18 protein-coding genes and 1 pseudogene are annotated in these 17,796 nt (G+C 69.6%); 11 read left to right on the top strand and 8 right to left on the bottom strand.

Annotated features, from left to right (window positions below):
• The 3 genes from ACFQV6_RS13580 to ACFQV6_RS13590 form a co-directional block, all read left to right on the top strand.
• On the top strand, positions 1-576 hold a 576-nt coding region (locus ACFQV6_RS13580; RefSeq protein ID WP_378027796.1), incomplete at its 5' end, for a sensor histidine kinase.
• Positions 573-1,226, top strand: a complete 654-nt coding sequence (locus ACFQV6_RS13585) for a response regulator (protein ID WP_378027797.1) — start codon at positions 573-575, stop codon at positions 1,224-1,226. The genes ACFQV6_RS13580 and ACFQV6_RS13585, both read left to right, overlap by 4 nt.
• 8 nt (positions 1,227-1,234) lie before the next feature.
• The gene (locus tag ACFQV6_RS13590) at positions 1,235-2,134 is read left to right on the top strand and encodes an aminotransferase class IV (protein WP_378027798.1); all 900 of its coding nucleotides are present in this window, start codon (positions 1,235-1,237) and stop codon (positions 2,132-2,134) included.
• A gap of 150 nt (positions 2,135-2,284) precedes the next feature.
• Here the strand turns inward: ACFQV6_RS13590 and ACFQV6_RS13595 are convergent, their stop codons facing one another.
• Complete coding sequence (locus ACFQV6_RS13595) at positions 2,285-2,929, bottom strand: HAD family hydrolase (RefSeq protein WP_378027799.1); 645 nt, start codon at positions 2,927-2,929, stop codon at positions 2,285-2,287.
• A gap of 10 nt (positions 2,930-2,939) precedes the next feature.
• Here ACFQV6_RS13595 and lexA point away from each other — a divergent pair, with 10 nt between their 5' ends.
• From lexA to ACFQV6_RS13615, 4 genes are read left to right on the top strand one after another with little or no spacing between them, the layout of a single operon-like run.
• Positions 2,940-3,701 carry a transcriptional repressor LexA gene (lexA, locus tag ACFQV6_RS13600; protein WP_378027906.1) on the top strand — a complete coding sequence of 254 codons (762 nt, stop codon included), beginning with the start codon at positions 2,940-2,942 and terminating at the stop codon, positions 3,699-3,701.
• Between the two features lie 47 nt (positions 3,702-3,748).
• Positions 3,749-4,903 (top strand): TetR family transcriptional regulator, encoded by a 1,155-nt coding sequence (locus ACFQV6_RS13605; RefSeq protein WP_378027800.1) that lies wholly within the window; start codon positions 3,749-3,751, stop codon positions 4,901-4,903.
• A complete protein-coding gene (locus ACFQV6_RS13610) occupies positions 4,896-5,465 on the top strand; it encodes a transcriptional regulator (RefSeq protein ID WP_378027801.1) in 570 nt (189 codons plus the stop codon). The genes ACFQV6_RS13605 and ACFQV6_RS13610 overlap by 8 nt, the downstream gene beginning before the upstream one ends.
• A complete protein-coding gene (locus ACFQV6_RS13615; protein ID WP_378027802.1) occupies positions 5,462-6,889 on the top strand; it encodes a PEP/pyruvate-binding domain-containing protein in 1,428 nt (475 codons plus the stop codon). Before ACFQV6_RS13610 ends, ACFQV6_RS13615 begins: the two co-directional genes overlap by 4 nt.
• A gap of 2 nt (positions 6,890-6,891) precedes the next feature.
• On the opposite strand, the gene ACFQV6_RS13620 is transcribed toward ACFQV6_RS13615, so the two are convergent.
• Together ACFQV6_RS13620 and ACFQV6_RS13625 are read right to left on the bottom strand one after the other, a co-directional pair.
• Positions 6,892-7,551, bottom strand: a complete 660-nt coding sequence (locus ACFQV6_RS13620; RefSeq protein ID WP_378027803.1) for a response regulator — start codon at positions 7,549-7,551, stop codon at positions 6,892-6,894.
• 155 nt (positions 7,552-7,706) lie between these two features.
• Positions 7,707-8,942, bottom strand: a complete 1,236-nt coding sequence (locus tag ACFQV6_RS13625; protein ID WP_378027804.1) for a sensor histidine kinase — start codon at positions 8,940-8,942, stop codon at positions 7,707-7,709.
• Between the two features lie 120 nt (positions 8,943-9,062).
• Between ACFQV6_RS13625 and ACFQV6_RS13630 the strand changes: the two genes are divergently transcribed.
• Positions 9,063-9,779, top strand: a complete 717-nt coding sequence (locus ACFQV6_RS13630) for a GAP family protein (RefSeq protein ID WP_378027805.1) — start codon at positions 9,063-9,065, stop codon at positions 9,777-9,779.
• A gap of 297 nt (positions 9,780-10,076) precedes the next feature.
• Here ACFQV6_RS13630 and ACFQV6_RS13635 read toward each other — a convergent pair whose 3' ends face one another.
• Positions 10,077-10,484, bottom strand: coding sequence for a VOC family protein (locus ACFQV6_RS13635; RefSeq protein WP_378027806.1), 408 nt, complete (start codon positions 10,482-10,484; stop codon positions 10,077-10,079).
• A gap of 17 nt (positions 10,485-10,501) precedes the next feature.
• Between ACFQV6_RS13635 and ACFQV6_RS13640 the strand changes: the two genes are divergently transcribed.
• Complete coding sequence (locus ACFQV6_RS13640) at positions 10,502-10,879, top strand: VOC family protein (protein WP_378027807.1); 378 nt, start codon at positions 10,502-10,504, stop codon at positions 10,877-10,879.
• Positions 10,880-11,295: 416 nt separating this feature from the next.
• Here the strand turns inward: ACFQV6_RS13640 and ACFQV6_RS13645 are convergent, their stop codons facing one another.
• Positions 11,296-11,538 (bottom strand): hypothetical protein, encoded by a 243-nt coding sequence (locus tag ACFQV6_RS13645; protein WP_378027808.1) that lies wholly within the window; start codon positions 11,536-11,538, stop codon positions 11,296-11,298.
• Between ACFQV6_RS13645 and ACFQV6_RS13650 the strand changes: the two genes are divergently transcribed.
• A complete protein-coding gene (locus ACFQV6_RS13650) occupies positions 11,537-14,590 on the top strand; it encodes a discoidin domain-containing protein (RefSeq protein WP_378027809.1) in 3,054 nt (1,017 codons plus the stop codon). The two genes, ACFQV6_RS13645 and ACFQV6_RS13650, sit on opposite strands and share 2 nt — an antisense overlap.
• On the opposite strand, the gene ACFQV6_RS13655 is transcribed toward ACFQV6_RS13650, so the two are convergent.
• Positions 14,587-15,561: a DUF5937 family protein gene (locus tag ACFQV6_RS13655; protein WP_378027810.1), complete on the bottom strand. Its 975-nt coding sequence runs from the start codon at positions 15,559-15,561 to the stop codon at positions 14,587-14,589. The genes ACFQV6_RS13650 and ACFQV6_RS13655 overlap by 4 nt on opposite strands.
• A gap of 76 nt (positions 15,562-15,637) precedes the next feature.
• Between ACFQV6_RS13655 and ACFQV6_RS13660 the strand changes: the two genes are divergently transcribed.
• Positions 15,638-16,936: an MFS transporter gene (locus ACFQV6_RS13660; RefSeq protein WP_378027811.1), complete on the top strand. Its 1,299-nt coding sequence runs from the start codon at positions 15,638-15,640 to the stop codon at positions 16,934-16,936.
• A gap of 127 nt (positions 16,937-17,063) precedes the next feature.
• Here the strand turns inward: ACFQV6_RS13660 and ACFQV6_RS13665 are convergent.
• Both ACFQV6_RS13665 and ACFQV6_RS13670 read right to left on the bottom strand, forming a co-directional pair.
• Positions 17,064-17,429: pseudogene (locus tag ACFQV6_RS13665) on the bottom strand (NAD(P)H-dependent oxidoreductase); the annotation flags it as partial.
• Between the two features lie 40 nt (positions 17,430-17,469).
• On the bottom strand, positions 17,470-17,625 hold the full coding sequence (locus tag ACFQV6_RS13670) for an NAD(P)H-dependent oxidoreductase (RefSeq protein WP_378027812.1): 156 nt from the start codon (positions 17,623-17,625) through the stop codon (positions 17,470-17,472).
• Between the last annotated feature and the right edge of the window lie 171 nt (positions 17,626-17,796).

The raw sequence follows: 17,796 nt of genomic DNA on the forward strand, positions 1-17,796 counted from the left end.
AGCGCGCCACCACGCGACTCCGAGAGCGCGCCACCACGCGACTCCGAGAGCGCGCCACCACGCGACTCCGAGAGCGCGCCACCACGCGACTCCGAGAGCGCGTCGCTGGATCGGCCCGAAGGCGCACCACCGAACCGATCCGACGACGCGCCGCTGCGCCAGCCGGCTGACGAGCGGCTGCGCCCCACACCCAGCCTCGCCGACCTGGACGACCTGATCCAGACCACCACGGCAGCCGGCGTTGCCGTCGATATGCGGTGGCTCGGTCACCGCCGATCGCTGCCCGCTGACGTGGAACTCTCCGCATATCGGATCGTCCAGGAATCGCTCACCAACGTGTTGCGGCACGCCGGTGCCGGGGCCTGCCAGGTGTCGGTCGGCTACGGCCCGGGTGAGCTGGCGATCGAGGTGGTCGACTACGGCCACGGGACCACAGCGACCGGGAGCGGGTTCGGCCTGATCGGCCTGCAGGAGCGGGTCGCTCTGCTGAACGGGACGATGACTGCCGGGCCGCGTGACGACGGCGGCTTCCAGGTGGCGGCGCGGCTGCCGGTTGAGCCCGGAGCCGGCGAATGACCGTCCGTGTGCTCCTTGTCGACGATCATGCCCTGATCCGCAGCGCCCTGCACATGGTCCTCACCGACGCGGCCGGCATCGAGGTGGCGGGGGAGGCGGAGACCGGGATCGACGCCGTACGGCTGACTCGCGAACTGCATCCCGACGTGGTCCTGATGGATATCCGGATGCCCGGGCTGGACGGCATCGAGGCCACCCGCCAGATCCTCGCCGAACCCGAGCCACCTCGCGTTCTCGTCCTGACCACATTCCCCGACGACGACTATGTCTACGGAGCCCTGAGTGCCGGCGCCTCGGGTTTCCTGGTCAAGGACATGGCCCTGGAGGACATCGTCTCCGCGATCCGGGTCGTCGCGGCCGGGAACGCCCTGATCGCCCCGAGCGTAACCCGGCGCCTCATCTCCATGGTCATCAAGCAGCCCGCGCCGTCCTCCGATTGCCCGGCGCTGAACGGGGTGACCGGCCGGGAGCGGGAAGTGCTGATCCTGATCGGTCAAGGTGCCACCAACGCCGAGATCGCGGAGCGGCTGCGGATCACGTCCGGCACCGTGAAGAGCTACGTGAACCGGCTGATGACCAAACTCGGGGCTCGTGACCGGGTGCAGCTGGTTATCGTCGCGTACCGGGCCGGGCTGGTGACGCCCTTATGATCGACGGCATGCTCCAGACGTACGACGAGCGCAACGCCGCCATCAAGTACTGGGTGAACGGCCGGTTGCTCGATCGCGACCAGCCCGGGCTCTCGCCTTTCGACTCGGTGGTGCAGGGCGGTGACGGGGTGTGGGAGGGCCTGCGCGTCTACCGCGGAGCCATCTTCGGGCTCACTGCGCACCTTGCCCGGCTGCGCCGCTCGGCGCTGGCGCTGAACTTCGCCGAGATCCCGGGCGACGGCATGATCGTCGAGGCGATAAGGGCCACGCTGCTGGCGAACGACATGCACGACGGGGTGCACATCCGGCTGACGCTGACCCGCGGCGTCAAGGTGACGAGCGGCATGGATCCGCGCCTCAACCAGGCCGGTCCGACTTTGATCGTGCTGGCCGAGTACAAGGCTCCGGTCTACGACACCGGCGGGCTGCGGCTGGCCACGGCGAGCGTGCGGCGGCCGGCGCCCGACGTGCTCGATCCGAAGATCCACCACAACAACCTGCTGAACTCGATCCTCGCCAAGATCGAGGCGAACATGGCCGGTGCCGACGATGCGCTGATGCTGGACCAGCGCGGATTCGTGGCGGAGACCAATGCCACCCATCTGTTCGCGGTGATCGGCGGCGCGCTGGTCACGCCGACCACCGCCGCCTGTCCAGAGGGCATCACCCGGCAGACAGTCCTGGACCTGGCCGCTTTCCATCAGATTCCGGCAGTGGTGCGGGACGTGTCGCTCACCGAGATGTACGCGGCGGACGAGGTCTTCTGCACCGGCACGATGGGCGAGATCGCCGGCGTTACGGAGATCGATGGCCGGACGATCGGAACCGGTCAGGTCGGGCCGTTGACATCCCGGCTCGCCAAGATCTATCAGGAACACGCCGCAGACAAGGGGGTGCCCGTTCTGTAGCTGTCGCAGGGCCCGGTGCATTTGAGGATGGGGGTGCTCGGCCAGCCCTTTCGAAGGCAGTGGTTCCCGGCCGGGCGCGATTCGAGCCAAGCGCGAAAACCGCGCGAACCGGAATCGGCGGATTGGTGGGTGGTACACGGCCCGGCTTGTTCAAAGGCGATGGGCGGCCAGCTCCTCGTAATACGGCTGAGCAGCATCGACCAGCGATTGCAGATGGTCCGGCACCTCGGCAGGCGACGGGTCGTAGGGGGCGAATCCAACAGATGAGTGCACTTCGGCGTACCAGAAAGGTGCCCACACGCCGTCGGTCCTTCTCGGGCCCGGCGCCCAGGAAAGCATTGCCGGCTCGAAGGCTAAGCCGAGAGCGGTGCAGAGGCGGCGCAGCGTGTCCTCGGGGTCCTGCAGTACGTCCGCCGAGTCCACCACCGGCCCGCCGAAGGTTCGGAAGATCTCCAACTGCTGGGGGTAGCCGAGATCCTCCAGCGTCGGTTCGCCGCGGACTCGGGCGTAGGAGGCGACCACGTGTGCCGGGTCGCGGATCAGGAAGGCGTGGGTGAGCGCGCCGAGCCAGTCCCGGCCGATCTCCGGAAGCAGGTGGTGCGCCATGTGCTTCTGATAGTGCACGCCCGTCGCCGGAGCGGTCAGCGCAGCGGCCACATCTTGCCAGCGAGTCGATTGGGAGGCGAGGATCTCGGCCCGTCCTGGATGGTCAAGACCGGTCACCGCGAGGTAGTGGGCGTAGAGCGGCTCGTCGACCACCACGGTGTCCGGCCGGGAGCCGAAGCTGCGCATCATTGCGGTCGAGATGTTGCGCGGCCCCGACCACATCGCCACTCGCACGGTTGTGCTCACCCGGGTGATACTGCCGCAGAGGGGCGCGCCGGATCAGCCCCGTGGCGAATCGGTCTGGCAAGATCCTCAAGTGCCATGGCCTGAGGAACTCGATACGTCCGTCCTGACTCCGCGACAGCGGGGCATTCTCACCGTGATCCGCGACTGGGCGGTGAAACACGGTCACGCCCCTTCGGCCCGCGAGATCGGCGACGCGGTCGGGCTGGCGTCGTCCTCGTCGGTCAGCCGTCACCTGCGCATTCTTGAGGATCTCGGGTTTGTGCGCCGGGGCCGCACGGTGACGCGCCCGATCGACGTGCGGATGTATCTGGAGCCGGCCACGCGCGACACCGGCAACGGTTCGTCCGTCGGTGTGCCGCTGGTCGGGACGATCGCCGCCGGCGCCCCGATCCTCGCCGACGAGGTCACCGACGAGATGCTGACCCTGCCGCGCGATCTCGTCGGGCGCGGCACGCTGTTCTGCCTGCGGGTTCAGGGCGATTCGATGATCGACGCGGCGATCTGCGACGGCGACATCGTGGTGGTCCGTCAGCAGCCGGATGCCTACAACGGCGACATCGTCGCGGCGATGATCGACGAGGAGGCGACGGTCAAGGTGTTCCGCCGGCGCGGCGGGCATTTGCTGCTCGAACCGCGGAACCCGGCCTACGAACCGATCGACGGGGACCGCGCCGTCGTACTCGGCAAGGTCGTCTCAGTGCTGCGCCGGATGTAGCCATTCAGATGTTCTGAACATTCGGATGGTGCGAGTATCCTGATGCGGTGAGGTTGACCCGTGCGCAACAGCAGGAGCGAACCCGCGCGTCGGTGCTTGTCGCCGCCGCCGCGGAGTTCGCCGAGCATGGTTATGCGGAAGCGAAGATTGACCGCATCGCCGAGCGGGCCGAGCTGACCCGCGGTGCGGTGTACTCGAACTTTCCTGGCAAACGCTCGCTCTACCTGGCCGTCCTCCTCGACGCGTTACCAAGCCGAGCCGCCTTCCCGAGCCGCGCCGCCTTTCCGAGTCATGCCCCCTTTCCGAACCGTGCCGCCCTACCGGGTCAGGCCTCCGCGCCGCCGGCCGACGTCGCCGAGGCGGCCGAGGCCTTCGCCCGCATCTGGCTCGAGCGCCTTCCGCTGACCGGCGACTCGGCCGCTGCGGCCCGATTCCGATCACTCTCCGTGACTGGCGTATTCGACGATCAAGCTGGACGTGCCGTCCAATCCGAGCTTCTGCGGCTGGAGACCTTGCTGCTGGCGTTGCGGTTGGAGGGTTCACGACCTCGAGCAGATCGTCGGGTACGCCTCGCCGAGCTCATCCTGACGTTACTCAACGGAGCCGACCACCTGGCGCAGACGGCAGCCGGTTTCGGTGACCCGTTCGAGGTCGCCCGCGCCTGCCGCTACCTGGCGGCGATGGAGGGCGCCGACGAGTGGGATCCGCCGCACCTGCCGTACATTCCGCCGGCGCAACCGTGCCAGGAGGAGTGGTCGCCGCCCGCCGAGATGACCGACGCGATCATCGACGGACCGGTCAGTATGCACGGCGACGGCATCGTGGTGATCCTCGGCTCGCGCCGGTTGGGCGCGGCAGAGGAAGCCGTCCGCGCCGCCCGGCCCGGCGACCTGATCACCGTGGCGGCCGTGACCGCCGACCCCGCCGAGACCGGTGCGCTGGTCCGGCTGCGAGTGACCGATCTTGCCGGCTGCCTGCAGCGGGTGTTCGGCCCCGCCGGGATGCCGGTGCGGGTCATCCTCGATGAGAACGGGCTGCTCGCCGCCTCGGCCGGGGTGAACGCCGCGGAGGACACCGAGGCCGCGGTCCGCATCCGCGCCGGGAAGATCATCGCGAGGGCGATCGGGCGGGGCGCCGGCCATGCGGCCGCTGTCGCATCCCGGCCCGGTCTCGCTCCCACGGAGGAAGACGTCAATGAGTGACACCACGGTCCTGCACACTTTGCGCTGCATCGGGTATGCCGAACTCGCCCGCCTCGCCGGCATCAGCGAACTTCCCGAGGACGAGACGGAGTCGCACCTGATCGATCTTGCCGTCGACGGCTTCGTCCACCGGACGCCGCCGCCGTTTCCCACCTGGGGCCTGACCGAGGCGGGGAAGGCCGAGGACGCTCGCCGGATCACCGCCGAACTCGAGGACGCCGGCGCCCGCACGGCCGTGACCAGCGCCTATGACCGCTTCATGGTGCTGAACCCGGAGCTGCTCGACCTCTGCTCGGCCGCGCTCGACGACCACGCCGATGCCGCGCGCGACGCCCGCGTCCTGGCCCGATTCGTCAACCTCGACGAGCGCGCCGGCCCCGTCTGTGCAGATCTAGGAGCGGCGCTTCCGCGTTTCAACCGCTATCGGGTACGCCTGACGAGCGCTTTGGATCAAGCAAAGTCGGGTTCCCGGGACCACCTGGCCACGACCACCGACTCGTACCACGGGGTCTGGTTCCAACTCCACGAAGACCTGCTGGCAACCCTCGGCATACCGCGATGACCCACGTCCACCGGTTGTCCGCGACTCTCGACGAACCCGCCTCTGTGATCGGCGGCAAGGCACATGGCCTGGTCACGCTGATGCGCCTCGGCCTGCCGGTACCGCCAGGCTTCGTGATCGACACCGCGGCGTGCCGCACCTTTCTGCACACCGGCCGGTTTCCGTCCAGCGTGGACCAGGCTCTGCGCGAACTGGGTGTGGTGGCCGTATCGGTGCGCTCGGGCGCGGCCGTGTCGATGCCGGGCATGATGGACACCGTCCTGAATGTCGGGCCGCCCGCTGATGCCCGTGACGCAGCTGATGCCCGTGACGCAGCTGATGTCGGTGACGCAGCTGATGTCGGTGACGCAGCTCATGTGCCTGACGCAGCCGATGTGCGCGCGGCCGTCGAGAGGGTTTTCGTCTCGTGGAACACACCGCGAGCCGTCACCTACCGCGAACTGCACGACATCCCGCACGACCTCGGAACCGCCGTGATCGTCCAAACCATGGTCTTCGGCAACCGCGACGACCAGCGAAGCGCGTCCGGCGTCGCCTTCAGCCGTGACCCCGGCACCGGGGAGAAGGTCCTCTTCGGCGAGGTGCTGTTCGGTCAGCAGGGCGATGCCGTCGTCTCCGGTTCGTCGGTAACTCAGCCGCTCGCGGCCCTCGCCGACCGTGAACCCACGGTATGGGCTGACCTGACGGACGCCCTGAACATCCTCGAACAGCACTACCACGACGTCTGCCACGTCGAATTCACTGTCGAATCCGGCCGGCTGTGGTTCCTCCAGGTACGCCCGGGCGGCCTGACCGGACGAGCCGCCGTCCGAGCCGCCGTCGACCTGGCAGACGAAGGCCTCATCGATCGCCGCACCGCCGTCTCCCGGGTCTCGGCGCGCGATGTGCACCTGGCCCGTACGCCAAGAATCTCCCTGACAACCGCCCCAGACACGCTCGGTGACGGCTTGGGCCCGCCCGACGGCGGGTCGGACGTGATCGCCAGCGGCTCCCAAGTGCTCGCCCGGGGTCAGGGTGCCAGCCCCGGCGTGGCCGCCGGCCGCCTCGCTGTCACTGCCGACCGTGCCGCGCGCATGGCCGCCGCAGGTCCGGTCGTGCTGGTCCGCCCTCACACCTCCCCGCTCGACATGCACGGCCTCGCCGCCGCGGCCGGCGTGGTCGCCACCCGAGGCGGACCCACCAGCCACGCCGCCGTGGTCGCCCGCTCCATGGGCAAACCCGCCGTCGTGTCAGCGACCACCCTTCTGGTCGACGAGGCCGCAGCCTGCGTCCGGGTCGGCGATCGGCTGATCCCCGAAGGCACGTTCCTCACCATCGACGGCACCGGGGGAGACGTGGTACTCGGCGCTCCCGGCACCATCCCCGGCGCGGACGACCCCCACCTGATCCGCCTGCTCGAGTGGGGTTCGGCGGCGGACGTCTAGTCTCAAGCCATACCCGCCTCCTTGGCCAGGATTGCCGCCTGGACGCGTGACGTGCAGCGGAGCTTGGCGAGGACCCTGCTGACGTGCGTCTTCGCGGTCGCCTCGGTGATGCTCAGCGTCGACGCCAGCTCCGCGTTGGAGAGGCCGCGACCCAGTGCGGCGAGCACGTCGCGTTCCCGGTCGGTGAGGTTGTCGAGCACCGTGGAAGCCGGCGGCGCTGCGGATGCGGCATCAGCGGCGACGAAGGCTGTGAGCAACCGCCGGGTAACCTCGGGCGCCAGGAAACCGTCGCCGGCGGCAACCCGGCGCACCGCGTCGACAAGCGCGGAAGGCTCGACCGACTTGAGCAGGAAACCCGCCGCACCGGCGCGCAGGGCACCGAACAGGTAGTCGTCGAAGTCGAACGTCGTGAGGATCAGAACGTCGGCCAGGCCCGCCGAAGTGATCTCCCTGGTCGCGCTGATCCCGTCGGTCCCGGGCATCCGGATGTCCATGAGAACCACGTCGGGCCGCAGAGCCGTTGCCTGCTGAACCGCCACCGCCCCGTCGGAGGCCTCACCCACCACAGCGATGTCAGGTGCCTGTTCCAACATCAGCCGCATCCCGGCCCGGATCGCAGCGTGATCATCCGCAACCAGGACGCGGATCTGTTGATCAGTCACGGCCGGCTCCAGGCGCTTGGCGTGGCCGAGTCGCTGGTGCGTGGGACGGTGACGCTCGGCCTCGGACGCTTGATGTGATCGGGCGGTGGGTGCGTTGGACGGTCACGATCGGCCTCGGACGCTCGGCATGGGTGAGGCGTGGGCTCGTTGGTCAGTCACGGTTGGCTCCGGGTGGAGGTGGAGGTGGAGGTGGACGTAGAGGTGGAGGTGGACGTAGAGGTGGGGGCGGCTGGGTGCAGGGGCAGTGTCGCGCGGACTCGGAAGTGATCGTTGTCGGTGTCGGCGGTGAGGTCGCCGCCCAAGAGGGTGGCTCGCTCACGCAGCGAAACCAGGCCGGTGCCGGAGCTGAGCGCGTGATGGTCGAGGCCATGGCGGTGGGTCAGGGTGTTGGCGACCGTCACCGTCAGCCTGTCGCCGAGATGTACGAGGTCGAGGTTGACCTTCGAGCCGGGCGCATGTTTACCGGCGTTGGTCAGGGCTTCCCGGACTATCCGGTAGACCGTGTGGGACACGACTGCCGGCACCCCCGGGACCTCGGCGGTGTTCGTCTCGATCCGCAGGCCGCCGGCCGAAGCCTCGGCGACCAGGTCGGACAGCCGGTCGAGGCCGCCGGGGAGCGTGGGGTCAGCCGCGCCCGGGTCGTCGGCCCGCAGCAGCATGATCATGGCGCGCATCTCCTCGAGGGCGGCCAGGCTGCTCGTGCGGACGGCCCGGAGGGTGGCCCGGTCACGGTCGGCGTCGGGTGGCATGGACAGCGCCGCACCCGAGTGAATCGCGGTGGTGGACAGGTGGGCGGCGATCACGTCGTGCAGGTCGCCGGCCATTGCCGCACGCTCGGCCAGGACGGCCTCCCGGGCGGTCCGCTCGGCGTCGAGAATGCCCAGCTGACGCTGCTGGCGTATGTTTGCCGCCCACCACAACGGCACGAACAGCAGGGTTGTCAGCTGTAGGCCGATGAAGACGCCGAGCCGCAGCTCGCCGAGTGCGAGGCCACCGACGACGCTCGCCGTGCAGACGATCACGAACACCAGTGTCGTCACCGCGGCCCGGGCCCGGGCGGAGGCGAACAGCCCGGCCGAGAAGAGCAGATCGAACAGAACCAGCACCACGGCGACGCTGCCGCCGAGTGCCAGATCGGCAGCGCCCACGATCACACCGACGCCGAGCGCTGACATCGGGCGACGGCGCTTGAAGAGCATGGCCAGGCAGCCGAACGTCAGCAGGATCGAGTGCCACCACGGTGGCGCCCCGGCGAGGCTGTCGATCTCCGGGGTCGTCCAGACGTCGGTCAGGCCGATGAGGTTGAACGCCAGGCCGGCCGCGAAGGTCCCCGCCGCGGTGGCGACGTCCTGGAAACGTGTGCTGGCCCGCCAGCGTGCTCTCACCTCCATGCCTCACATCCCATCACGGACGGGCGGGGGCGGCGTCAGTCGAAAGATGTATGCGCCGCACAATCCCTGACATCCTTTGGCCGACGCGCTCCGGGCACCTCGTCCCGCACAGTCGTCGGCATGGACATCGCCCTCCTGGGATCGCTCGCCGTTCTGGCGTTGATCGACTCCACCAGCTTCGGGACCCTGCTGATCCCGATCTGGCTGCTGCTGCACCCCGGCCGGCTGCGACCCGGACGCATCCTGGTCTTCCTGGGGACTGTCGCCACCTTCTACTTCGCCGTCGGCATGACCGTGGCGCTGGGCGCCGATGCCTTCATGCCGCAGATCACCAAGATCCTCGACACCCGCGCCGCGATGTGGACCCAGCTGATCATCGGCGTCGCACTCTTCTTCTGGAGCTTTCGCCTCGACCGCAAGAACAAGTCGGCGTCCGGAGGCGGCCGATTGCTCCGCTGGCGCGAACGCGCTCTCTCCGACGACGGCGGCGCTGTGGGCCTCGCCGGTCTCGCCCTCGCCGCGGCAGCCGCCGAGGTGACCACGATGCTGCCCTATCTCGCCGCGATCGGCCTGCTCACCACAGCCGAGCTGCCAGTCGCCCAGGTCGCGCTGGTAATGGTGGGCTACTGCCTACTGATGATCGTCCCGGCGCTGCTCCTGCTGGCGTTACGCCTGGTCGCCGGGACCAGCATCGAACCCCTGCTCACCCGCGTCAGCACGTGGATGGCAAACAGCAACGCCCTCTCCTGGATCGTCGGCATCGTCGGCTTCCTCCTGGCCCGCGACGCCGCCTTCCGCCTGGACCTCCTCAACCTCTGCTTCGGAGACAAATGCTGATGCTTCGGAGACAAATGCTGAACGTTGGACGTTCAAGATTCGGGCGCACGTCCACCGCCGAATCCGCCTGCCGGTGACATCGGCAGTGCCTGCCGCCGGCGGGGAAACTCATTGTGGCGGGTGGCGTGCGCCGGCGGGTGGCGTGATCTGGCGGGCGGCGTGCGCCAGCGGGGTGGCGTGCGCCGGCGGGTGGCGTGATCTGGCGGGCGGCGTGCGCCAGCGGGGTGGCGTGCGCCGGCGGGTGGCGTGATCTGGCGGTTGGTCCCGAGGGGTGCTCGGGGAGGGAGGGCGACTGGATTACTGGAGGCGTTCGGCGGGGGGTTGGAGGATGCAGAACTCGTTGTTGTCGGGGTCGGTGAGTACGTGCCAGACCCAGCCCTCCTCTTTGACGGGAGTGTCCGTCAGGAGGCGGGCACCTGCGGCGACGACGCGGGAGACTTCGGCTTCCAGGTCTGGCACGCGTAGGTCCAGGTGCAGGCGGTTCTTCGAGGTGTCCTTGGGTTCGGGGACTTGCTGGAGGAGCAGTTCGACGCCGTTGCCGCCGGGTGGGAGGAGGCGGCGGTAGGGGCCTGGGCCGGTCGCGGGTGGGTGGTAGCCGAGCACTTCGCACCAGAAGGCTGCGGAGCGGTCGAGGTCGGCGCAGTCGAGCACTACCGCGAGGACTACGTTGTCTCGGCCGCCGAAGCGGGCAGGTCCATCGATCACGGCAGTAGGGTAGTCCGATGCCCGAGGACGTGCGGATGACTTTGGCGGCGACGACGATCAGTTCGCCTGATCCCCGGCGGCTGGCCGGCTTCTACGGGAGGTTGCTGGGCTGGCCGGTCGACGAGGACGCGGACGGGTGGGTCACGCTCAAGGCGCCGGCGGGTGCTGGTCTTTCCTTTCACATGGAGGACGACTACGAGGCGCCGGTCTGGCCGGGGCGTGCGGGGCAGCCACAGATGCAGTCGCATCTGGACATCGAGGTCAGCGATCTGGAGCACGGGGCCGCTCTGGTGGTCGAGCTCGGTGCGACGGTGGCTGAGTTTCAACCCCAGGACGATGTACGGGTGTGCCTCGATCCTGATGGCCACCCGTTCTGCCTCTTCGTGCGGACCTGACGGAGCCGCTTCGGGGTGGGAGCGCACGAAGCCGCTTCGGGGTGGGAGCGCACGAAGCCGCCTCGGGGTGGGAACGCACGAAGCCGCCTCGGGGTGGGAGCGCACAGCGCCGCCTCGGGGTGGGAGCGCACGAAGCCGCCTCGGGGCGGGAGCGCACAGCGCCGCCTCCGGTGGGAGCGGACGGAGCCGCCTCGGGGTGGGAGCCACGAGAAGAACCGTCGATAAAAGCATGGCCGAAAGCGGGCACCGGGAAAACAATTCTGTACCCGGCGCGGGCCGTGGAGATCGAGTCGCCGAGACAGGCATCGATCGGCGTCAGAATTTGCGTTGGGCCTGGTGAGGCTTATGCGAGTCACTTCGAATAAGTCGGATTGGACGGCATCAGCAGAAGTTAATTCCAGGTAAACCACCGTCCTCTATGGCGTGTTGTCATCCCCCTTCGAGAGCCCTAGGGGGAAGGGGACGCCGATGGCGGGTCGGCGGTTCGTGTGCAGGGCAGCCAGGGCAGCCGGGGCAGCCAGGGCAGCCAGGGCAGCCAGGGCAGCCAGGGCAGCGAGGGCGGTCAGCGCGGCCGCGGCGAGGGCGGCCAGGGCAAGGGCAGTCAGCACGGCCAGAGCGGGCACGGCCGGCGTCGCGGTGGGGCTGCTCGTGGGAGTCATGCTTGCCGTCGTCGGGCCGCAGGCGGCGCAGGCGGCGGTTCTGCCCGCCGGGTTTCGGGAGCAGACCGTGCTCACCGGGCTGGACCTGCCGATGAACCTGGAGTTTGCCTCCGACGGGCGGATCTTCGTGGCGGAGAAGGCCGGGCGGATCAAGGTGTTCGACTCGATTGCGGACACCACGCCGACGATCTTCGCCGATCTGCGTACGAATGTGCACAACCAGAACGACCGGGGGCTGCTCGGCCTCGCGCTGCACCCCGACTTCCCCGCCCAGCCGTACGTCTACGTGCTCTACACCTACGACGCTCCGCCGGGGCAGACCGCGCCGGTGTGGAACGACGACTGCTCCTCCGTCGGTGGCGCCAACGCCGGCCGGTGCGTCGTGACGGCGAGGCTGTCCCGGCTCGACGCCGCCGGGAACGAGACGGTCCTGCTGCACGACTGGTGCCAGCAGTATCCGTCCCACTCGATCGGTGACCTGCGGTTCGGCACCGACGGCATGCTGTATCTGAGTGCGGGTGACGGTGCCAGCTACAACACCGTCGACTACGGGCAGCTCGGCAATCCGGTCAACCCGTGCGCCGACCCGCCCGGTGGGTCGATGGCGCCGCCGGGGGCGCAGGGTGGCGCGCTGCGGTCGCAGGATGTGCGCAGCGCCGCCGACCCGACCGGCCTGAGCGGCGCGATCCTGCGGCTCGACCCGGTCACCGGTGCGGCCGCGCCGGGCAACCCGGCGATCGGCTCGACCGACGCGAACACCAGGCGGATCATCGCGTACGGGATGCGGAACCCCTACCGGTTCGCGCTGCGGCCGAACAGCGCGGACATCTGGGTGGCCGACGTCGGGTGGAACACGTGGGAGGAGGTCAATCGGCTGACCGACAGCGCTTCGACCGTACGCAATCTGGGGTGGCCTTGTTTTGAAGGGGCTGATCGGCAGAGCGGTTATGACGGGGCAAACCTGGACCTTTGCGAAAGTCTCTACACCGCGGGTGGGCAGACCGGGCCGCACTATGCCTACAAGCACTCGGATCCGGTGGTGTCAGGAGAGAGCTGCCCGACCGGTGGGTCGAGCATTTCCGGCATGGCGTTCGCGCCGTCGGCCGGTGGGGACTACCCGGCGGCATACCGTGGTGCGCTGTTCTTCGCCGACTACACCCGGGACTGCATCTGGGCGATGATGCCCGCCTCGCCCGGCGGTGTCCCGGTGGCCTCCGACCGGATCACCTTCGTCGCCGGCGCGTCCAATCCGGTTGATCTTGCCATCGGCCCTGGTGGCGACCTCTATTACGCGGACGCGGGCGGCACCGTCAAGCGGATTCGGTACTTCGCCGGTAACCAGCCGCCGACCGCCGCCCTGACCGCGTCACCGACCACCGGGCCGTCGCCGCTGACGGTGAATTTCGACGCGACCCAGTCGAGCGACCCGGATCCGGCCGACGCGGGGCTGCTGAAGTACGAGTGGGACTTCACCAACGACGGCAGCGTTGACGCGCGCACCGCCACGGCGAGTTTCACCTATCCGCCCGGCGGGCCCTACACGGCGCGGCTGCGAGTGCTGGACAGCCTCGACGCGGCCGACACGCAGACCGTGGAGATCCAGTCGGGGAACAGCCCGCCGGTGGCGACGATCGACAGCCCGGGGGCCTCGACGACGTTCACCGTCGGTGAGAACATCACGTTCGGCGGCGGGGCGACCGACCCTGAGCAGGGCAACCTTCCGGCGTCGGCGCTGCGGTGGCGGCTGCTGCAGTACCACTGCTACACGCCCGACAACTGCCACACCCACACCGCGCAGGAGTGGAACGGGGTGGCCGGTGCGACGTTCCCGGCGCCCGACCACGAGTACCCGTCCCATCTGGAACTGGTGCTGACGGCCACCGACGCGGGCGGCCTGTCGACGACCACGACGCGCCGGATCGATCCGCGGACGGTCCAGCTCACCTTCGAGGGCAACCCGGCCGGCACCCAGGTGACGGTGGGCGGGACCATGCAGACAACACCATTCACGCGTACGGTCATCCAAGGCTCGTCGAATTCGGTCAGCGGGGTCACGCCGCAGACCGCCGGTGGGGTTCCGTACGTCTTCGCCGCCTGGTCCGACGCCGGTGCGCAGACGCACACGGTGACCGCGCCCACCGACAACCGCAGCTATACCGCGACGTTCGTCCGGCAGCGGCTGGTGCAGAGCCAGATGACGGTCCGCTCGGTCGACTCGCAGGAGACCGTCAGCCAGAACGGCCGGGGCACCAACGTGCTCGACGGCAACACGGCGACCATGTGGCACACCGTGTGGACCGGCAGCGCCGACCCGAAGCACCCGCACGAGATCCAGCTCGACCTGCGCGGCCAGTACGACGTGACCGGTGTGCACTATCGGCCGCGCCTGGACTCCTACGTGAACGGCCGGATCGCCCGGTACGAGGTCTACGTCTCCGCCGACGGCACGAACTGGGGGAGTGCGGTCGCGACCGGCGCGTGGATCGACAGCACGGCGGAGCAGTCCGCGACGTTCGGCGCGAAGGCCGGCCGGTACGTGAGGTTGCGTGCCCTGTCCGAGGTGAAGGGCCAGGCGTACACGTCCATCGCGGAGCTGAACGTGTCGGTCGCGCCCAAGCTGCCACGGACCGCCCTGACCCTGCGCTCGGTCGACTCGGCGGAGACGGTGAGCCAGCCGGCGCCCGGCAAGAACGCCATCGACGGCAACAACGCCACCATCTGGCACACCCCGTGGACACCGGCGACCGACCCGCCGCACCCGCATGAGATCCAGCTCGACCTGGGCCGGAACCTGAGCGTGAGCTGCGTCTACCAGCAGCCGCGGACGGACTCGTACGTGAACGGGCGGATCGCCCGGTACGAGGTCTACACGTCCACTGACGGGTCGAACTGGGGATCGGCGGCGGCGAGCGGGACCTGGCCCAACACCGCGGCCGAGCAGAACGCCTGCTTCAGCGCGCGGACCGCCCGGTACGTGCGGGTCAGGGCGCTGTCCGAGGTGGCCGGCCAGCCGTGGACGAGCATCGCCGAGATCCGGGTGGGGGGACGTTAGCCTTTGACGAGGGCGTCACCGAGTGCCGTACGCCGGTAGAGCACCGACCGCCCGGACCGCGCCCGGCTCACCAGCCCGGACGCGTGCAGCACGGCGAGATGGTCGCCGACGGCCCCGGTCGCCATGCCGAACGCGCGGGCCAGCTGGCTGGTGCTGGCCGGATCGGCGAGGGTGACGAGCAGCTGTGCCCGGGACCGTCCGACAAGCGCCGCCAGGTGTTCCGGGGCGCCGGGCGGGCCGTGTTCGAGCAGGGTGGCGACGCCGCGCGCCGGGTAGACGATCGCTTTCGGCCACGGGTTGTCGGCGTAGACGGCGAACTCCGGCCAGACGAACACCGACGGCACGAGCAGGAGCCCGGTGCCGCCCAGGGGGATCGTCTCGCCCGTACGCCCGGCCAGGTCGATGCCGCCGGCGCGCCACCGGACCTTGCGATGCAGCCCGGCGAGCGCGGCGGACCAGCCCGACCGGCCCAGCTCACCGGACCGGTGGACCACGTCGCGCTCGCACAGCAGCCGCAGCCGGGGCCAGTCGCCGGCGAGCAGTGCCGTCCACGCGGCGGCGAGGAAGACGGCGAGCCGGTCGAGGACGTCCGGCGAGGTCAGCACGGCGCGGGCGGCGGCGGTGGCGTCCGGGCGCCGCCGCAGGTAGAAGTCGATTTCTTCGCGAGCGACGCTCAACGGTGTCGCGCGCAGGGCGGCGAGGTCGTCCTCGATGGTCTGGCCGAGCCCGTGGGGTGGCGGGCACAGGAAGGTGGCGCCTGATCGAGGCAGGGTCAGCGCGAGGACGGCGTCGAGTGCGGGCTCGGTGAGCAGCGGCTCGAACCGCGGACGGAGCCTGGCCAGCCAGGGCTCGGGAACACCCTGGCGGTCGGGGCCGGTGAGGGCGCGGATCAGGTGCTGCAGTTCGAACAGCGGCGAGAGCGCGAAGCGGGTGCGCAGCAGGTCTTCGGCGCCTACCTCGAACCGCAACACCCCCCGACCCTACCCTGGCCTTACGTTTGAGGGCGTAACATTCGAGTGCCGCGGCGAACCCGGGCACGCTGCTGGCATGACCGTCACCGATCGTCCGGCCTCGTACCGTGAGGTGTTCGCGGAACCGACCTTCCGCACGCTGTTCGTCGCGCGGACCCTCGCGATCGGTGCCAACGCGCTGCAGATCTTCGCGCTGTCCGTGCTGGTCTACGCCGGAACAGGGTCGCCGCTGCTGAGCGCGCTCGCGTTCGGCGCCGGGTTCCTGCCGCAGTTCGTCGGCGGGCTGCTGCTCGGCTCGCTCACCGACCGGCTCCGGGCCCGCCCGCTGATCTCGATCGGCTACGGCATCGAGGCGATCCTCGCCGCCGCACTCGGCCTGCTCGTCCTCCCGGTGTGGGTCAGCCTCGCCCTGGTCGCGGTGGTCGCCTGCTTCACCCCGGTCTTCGCCGGCTCCGCCGCCCGCGTCATCGCCGAACGGCTCAGCGGCGACGCGTACGTCCTCGGCCGCTCCGTCTCCAGCATGTCCTCCTCCGCCGCCCAACTACTCGGCCTCGCCGGCGGCGGCGTCGCTGTCGCAGCCCTCGGCCCCCGCCACGCCCTCCTCTTCGCCGCCGCCTGCCACATCGTGGCTGCCCTGGCCGTCCGCTTCGGCCTCCCCGCCGAACAATCCTCCCCGCAGCCCGTCTCCCCGCAGCCCGTCTCCCCGCAGCCCGTCTCCCCGCAGCCCGTCTCCCCGCAGCCCGTCTCCCCGCCGCCCGCCGCGTCAAAGCTCTCCAGGAAAGGAGGAACCGTCCGCGACAGCTGGGCCGGTGCCACCTTCCTGCTCCGCGACCGCACCATCCGACGCCTGCTCCTCGCCCAATGGCTGCCCTCCGCCTTCGTCGCGGGCGCCGAAGCCCTCCTCGTCGCCTACTCCGCTGTCCGAAACTTCCCCACCGGAGCCGGAGCCCTCCTCATGGGCGCCCCCGCCGCAGGCATGTTCCTCGGCAACTTCGTCGCAGGCCGCTTCCTGCGTCCCTCTCTGCGCGAGCGCTCCACCGCCGCGTTCGTCCTCCTCATGGGTATCCCGCTCCTGCTCCTCCTGACCGCACCACCACTCCCCGTAGTCACCGCCCTCCTCGTCCTCACCGGCATCGGCTTCGCCTACAACCTCGGCCTGCAACGCGAATTCCTCGAGGCCGCCCCCGACGGCCGCACCGGCCAGCTCTTCGCTCTTCTCTCCACCGGCCTGATGGCTCTCCAGGGCCTCGGCCCACTGCTACTCGGCGCCTTCGCGGAGATCACCTCACCCTTGGCGGCCATCGCCGCGGCAGGCGCCGCAACCGTCCTGGTCACCCCACTGGTCCGCCGCCGGCCTCCTCTTCCGTACGGGTAACCGCGCCCCTCGCCGGATCCCCGTCGCGGCCGGCCCTCGTCACGCCGGGCCCTCACTACGCCCGGCCTCACAACGCCCGGCCTCACTACGCCCGGCCTCACTACGCCCGGCCTCACTACGCCCGGCCTCACAGCGCCCGGGCCAGACCGGTGACAAGGGTGAGGTGCCGTGTGCCCGCCTCATCGACCTGGCCTCCGAGGACGTGGAACTCCGCCTCCTCCGCACGTGATCCGATCCGGTCAACCAGCATCGTCGTCCGCATGGCCGCGTAACGCTCCTCCATCTGCTCGACGCCGTACCCCGCCGTGCACAGCACCAGAACCTTCCGCGCCGGGCGCACAGTCATCGGCTTGTAGGCGAAACCGGCCGTCCACACCCGGTCGAACCAGCCCTTGAGTACGGCCGGGCAGTCGTTCCACCACACCGGATAGACGAACGCCCACGCCTGGGCGGCGGCGAGCCGCGCATGCTCATCCGCCACGTCGCCGGGAACCGGAGTGTCCGGGGCGCGTCCGGACTCGCGGTCGTACTCCTCAGCGGTGAGCTCCGGCCGGAAACTTCATGGCATAGAGGTCGGAGACTGTCGCCGTGTGCCCGGCATCGGCGAGCCCGCTCAGAAACGCATCAAGGACCTCGTGCGTGAAGCTGTTCGGACTCGGATGGGCGTAGACGACATGAACCTGGGTCATGCGCCCATTGTGGTCGGCCAGGCTCGGACGATGGCATGCCACGGGTGACAACCAGCCCAGGACCTCTTATCCGCGTGTTAAGAATTGGTCTTCGAGAAATCCGTTGCTCAGTTGATGAAGGAAGCGATTCAGGACTTCCTCGCCGAATTCCGGAAAACCGATCAGCATTGG

The organism is Actinoplanes sp. GCM10030250 (assembly GCF_042666575.1).
Classification (GTDB): Bacteria; Actinomycetota; Actinomycetes; order Mycobacteriales; family Micromonosporaceae; genus Actinoplanes.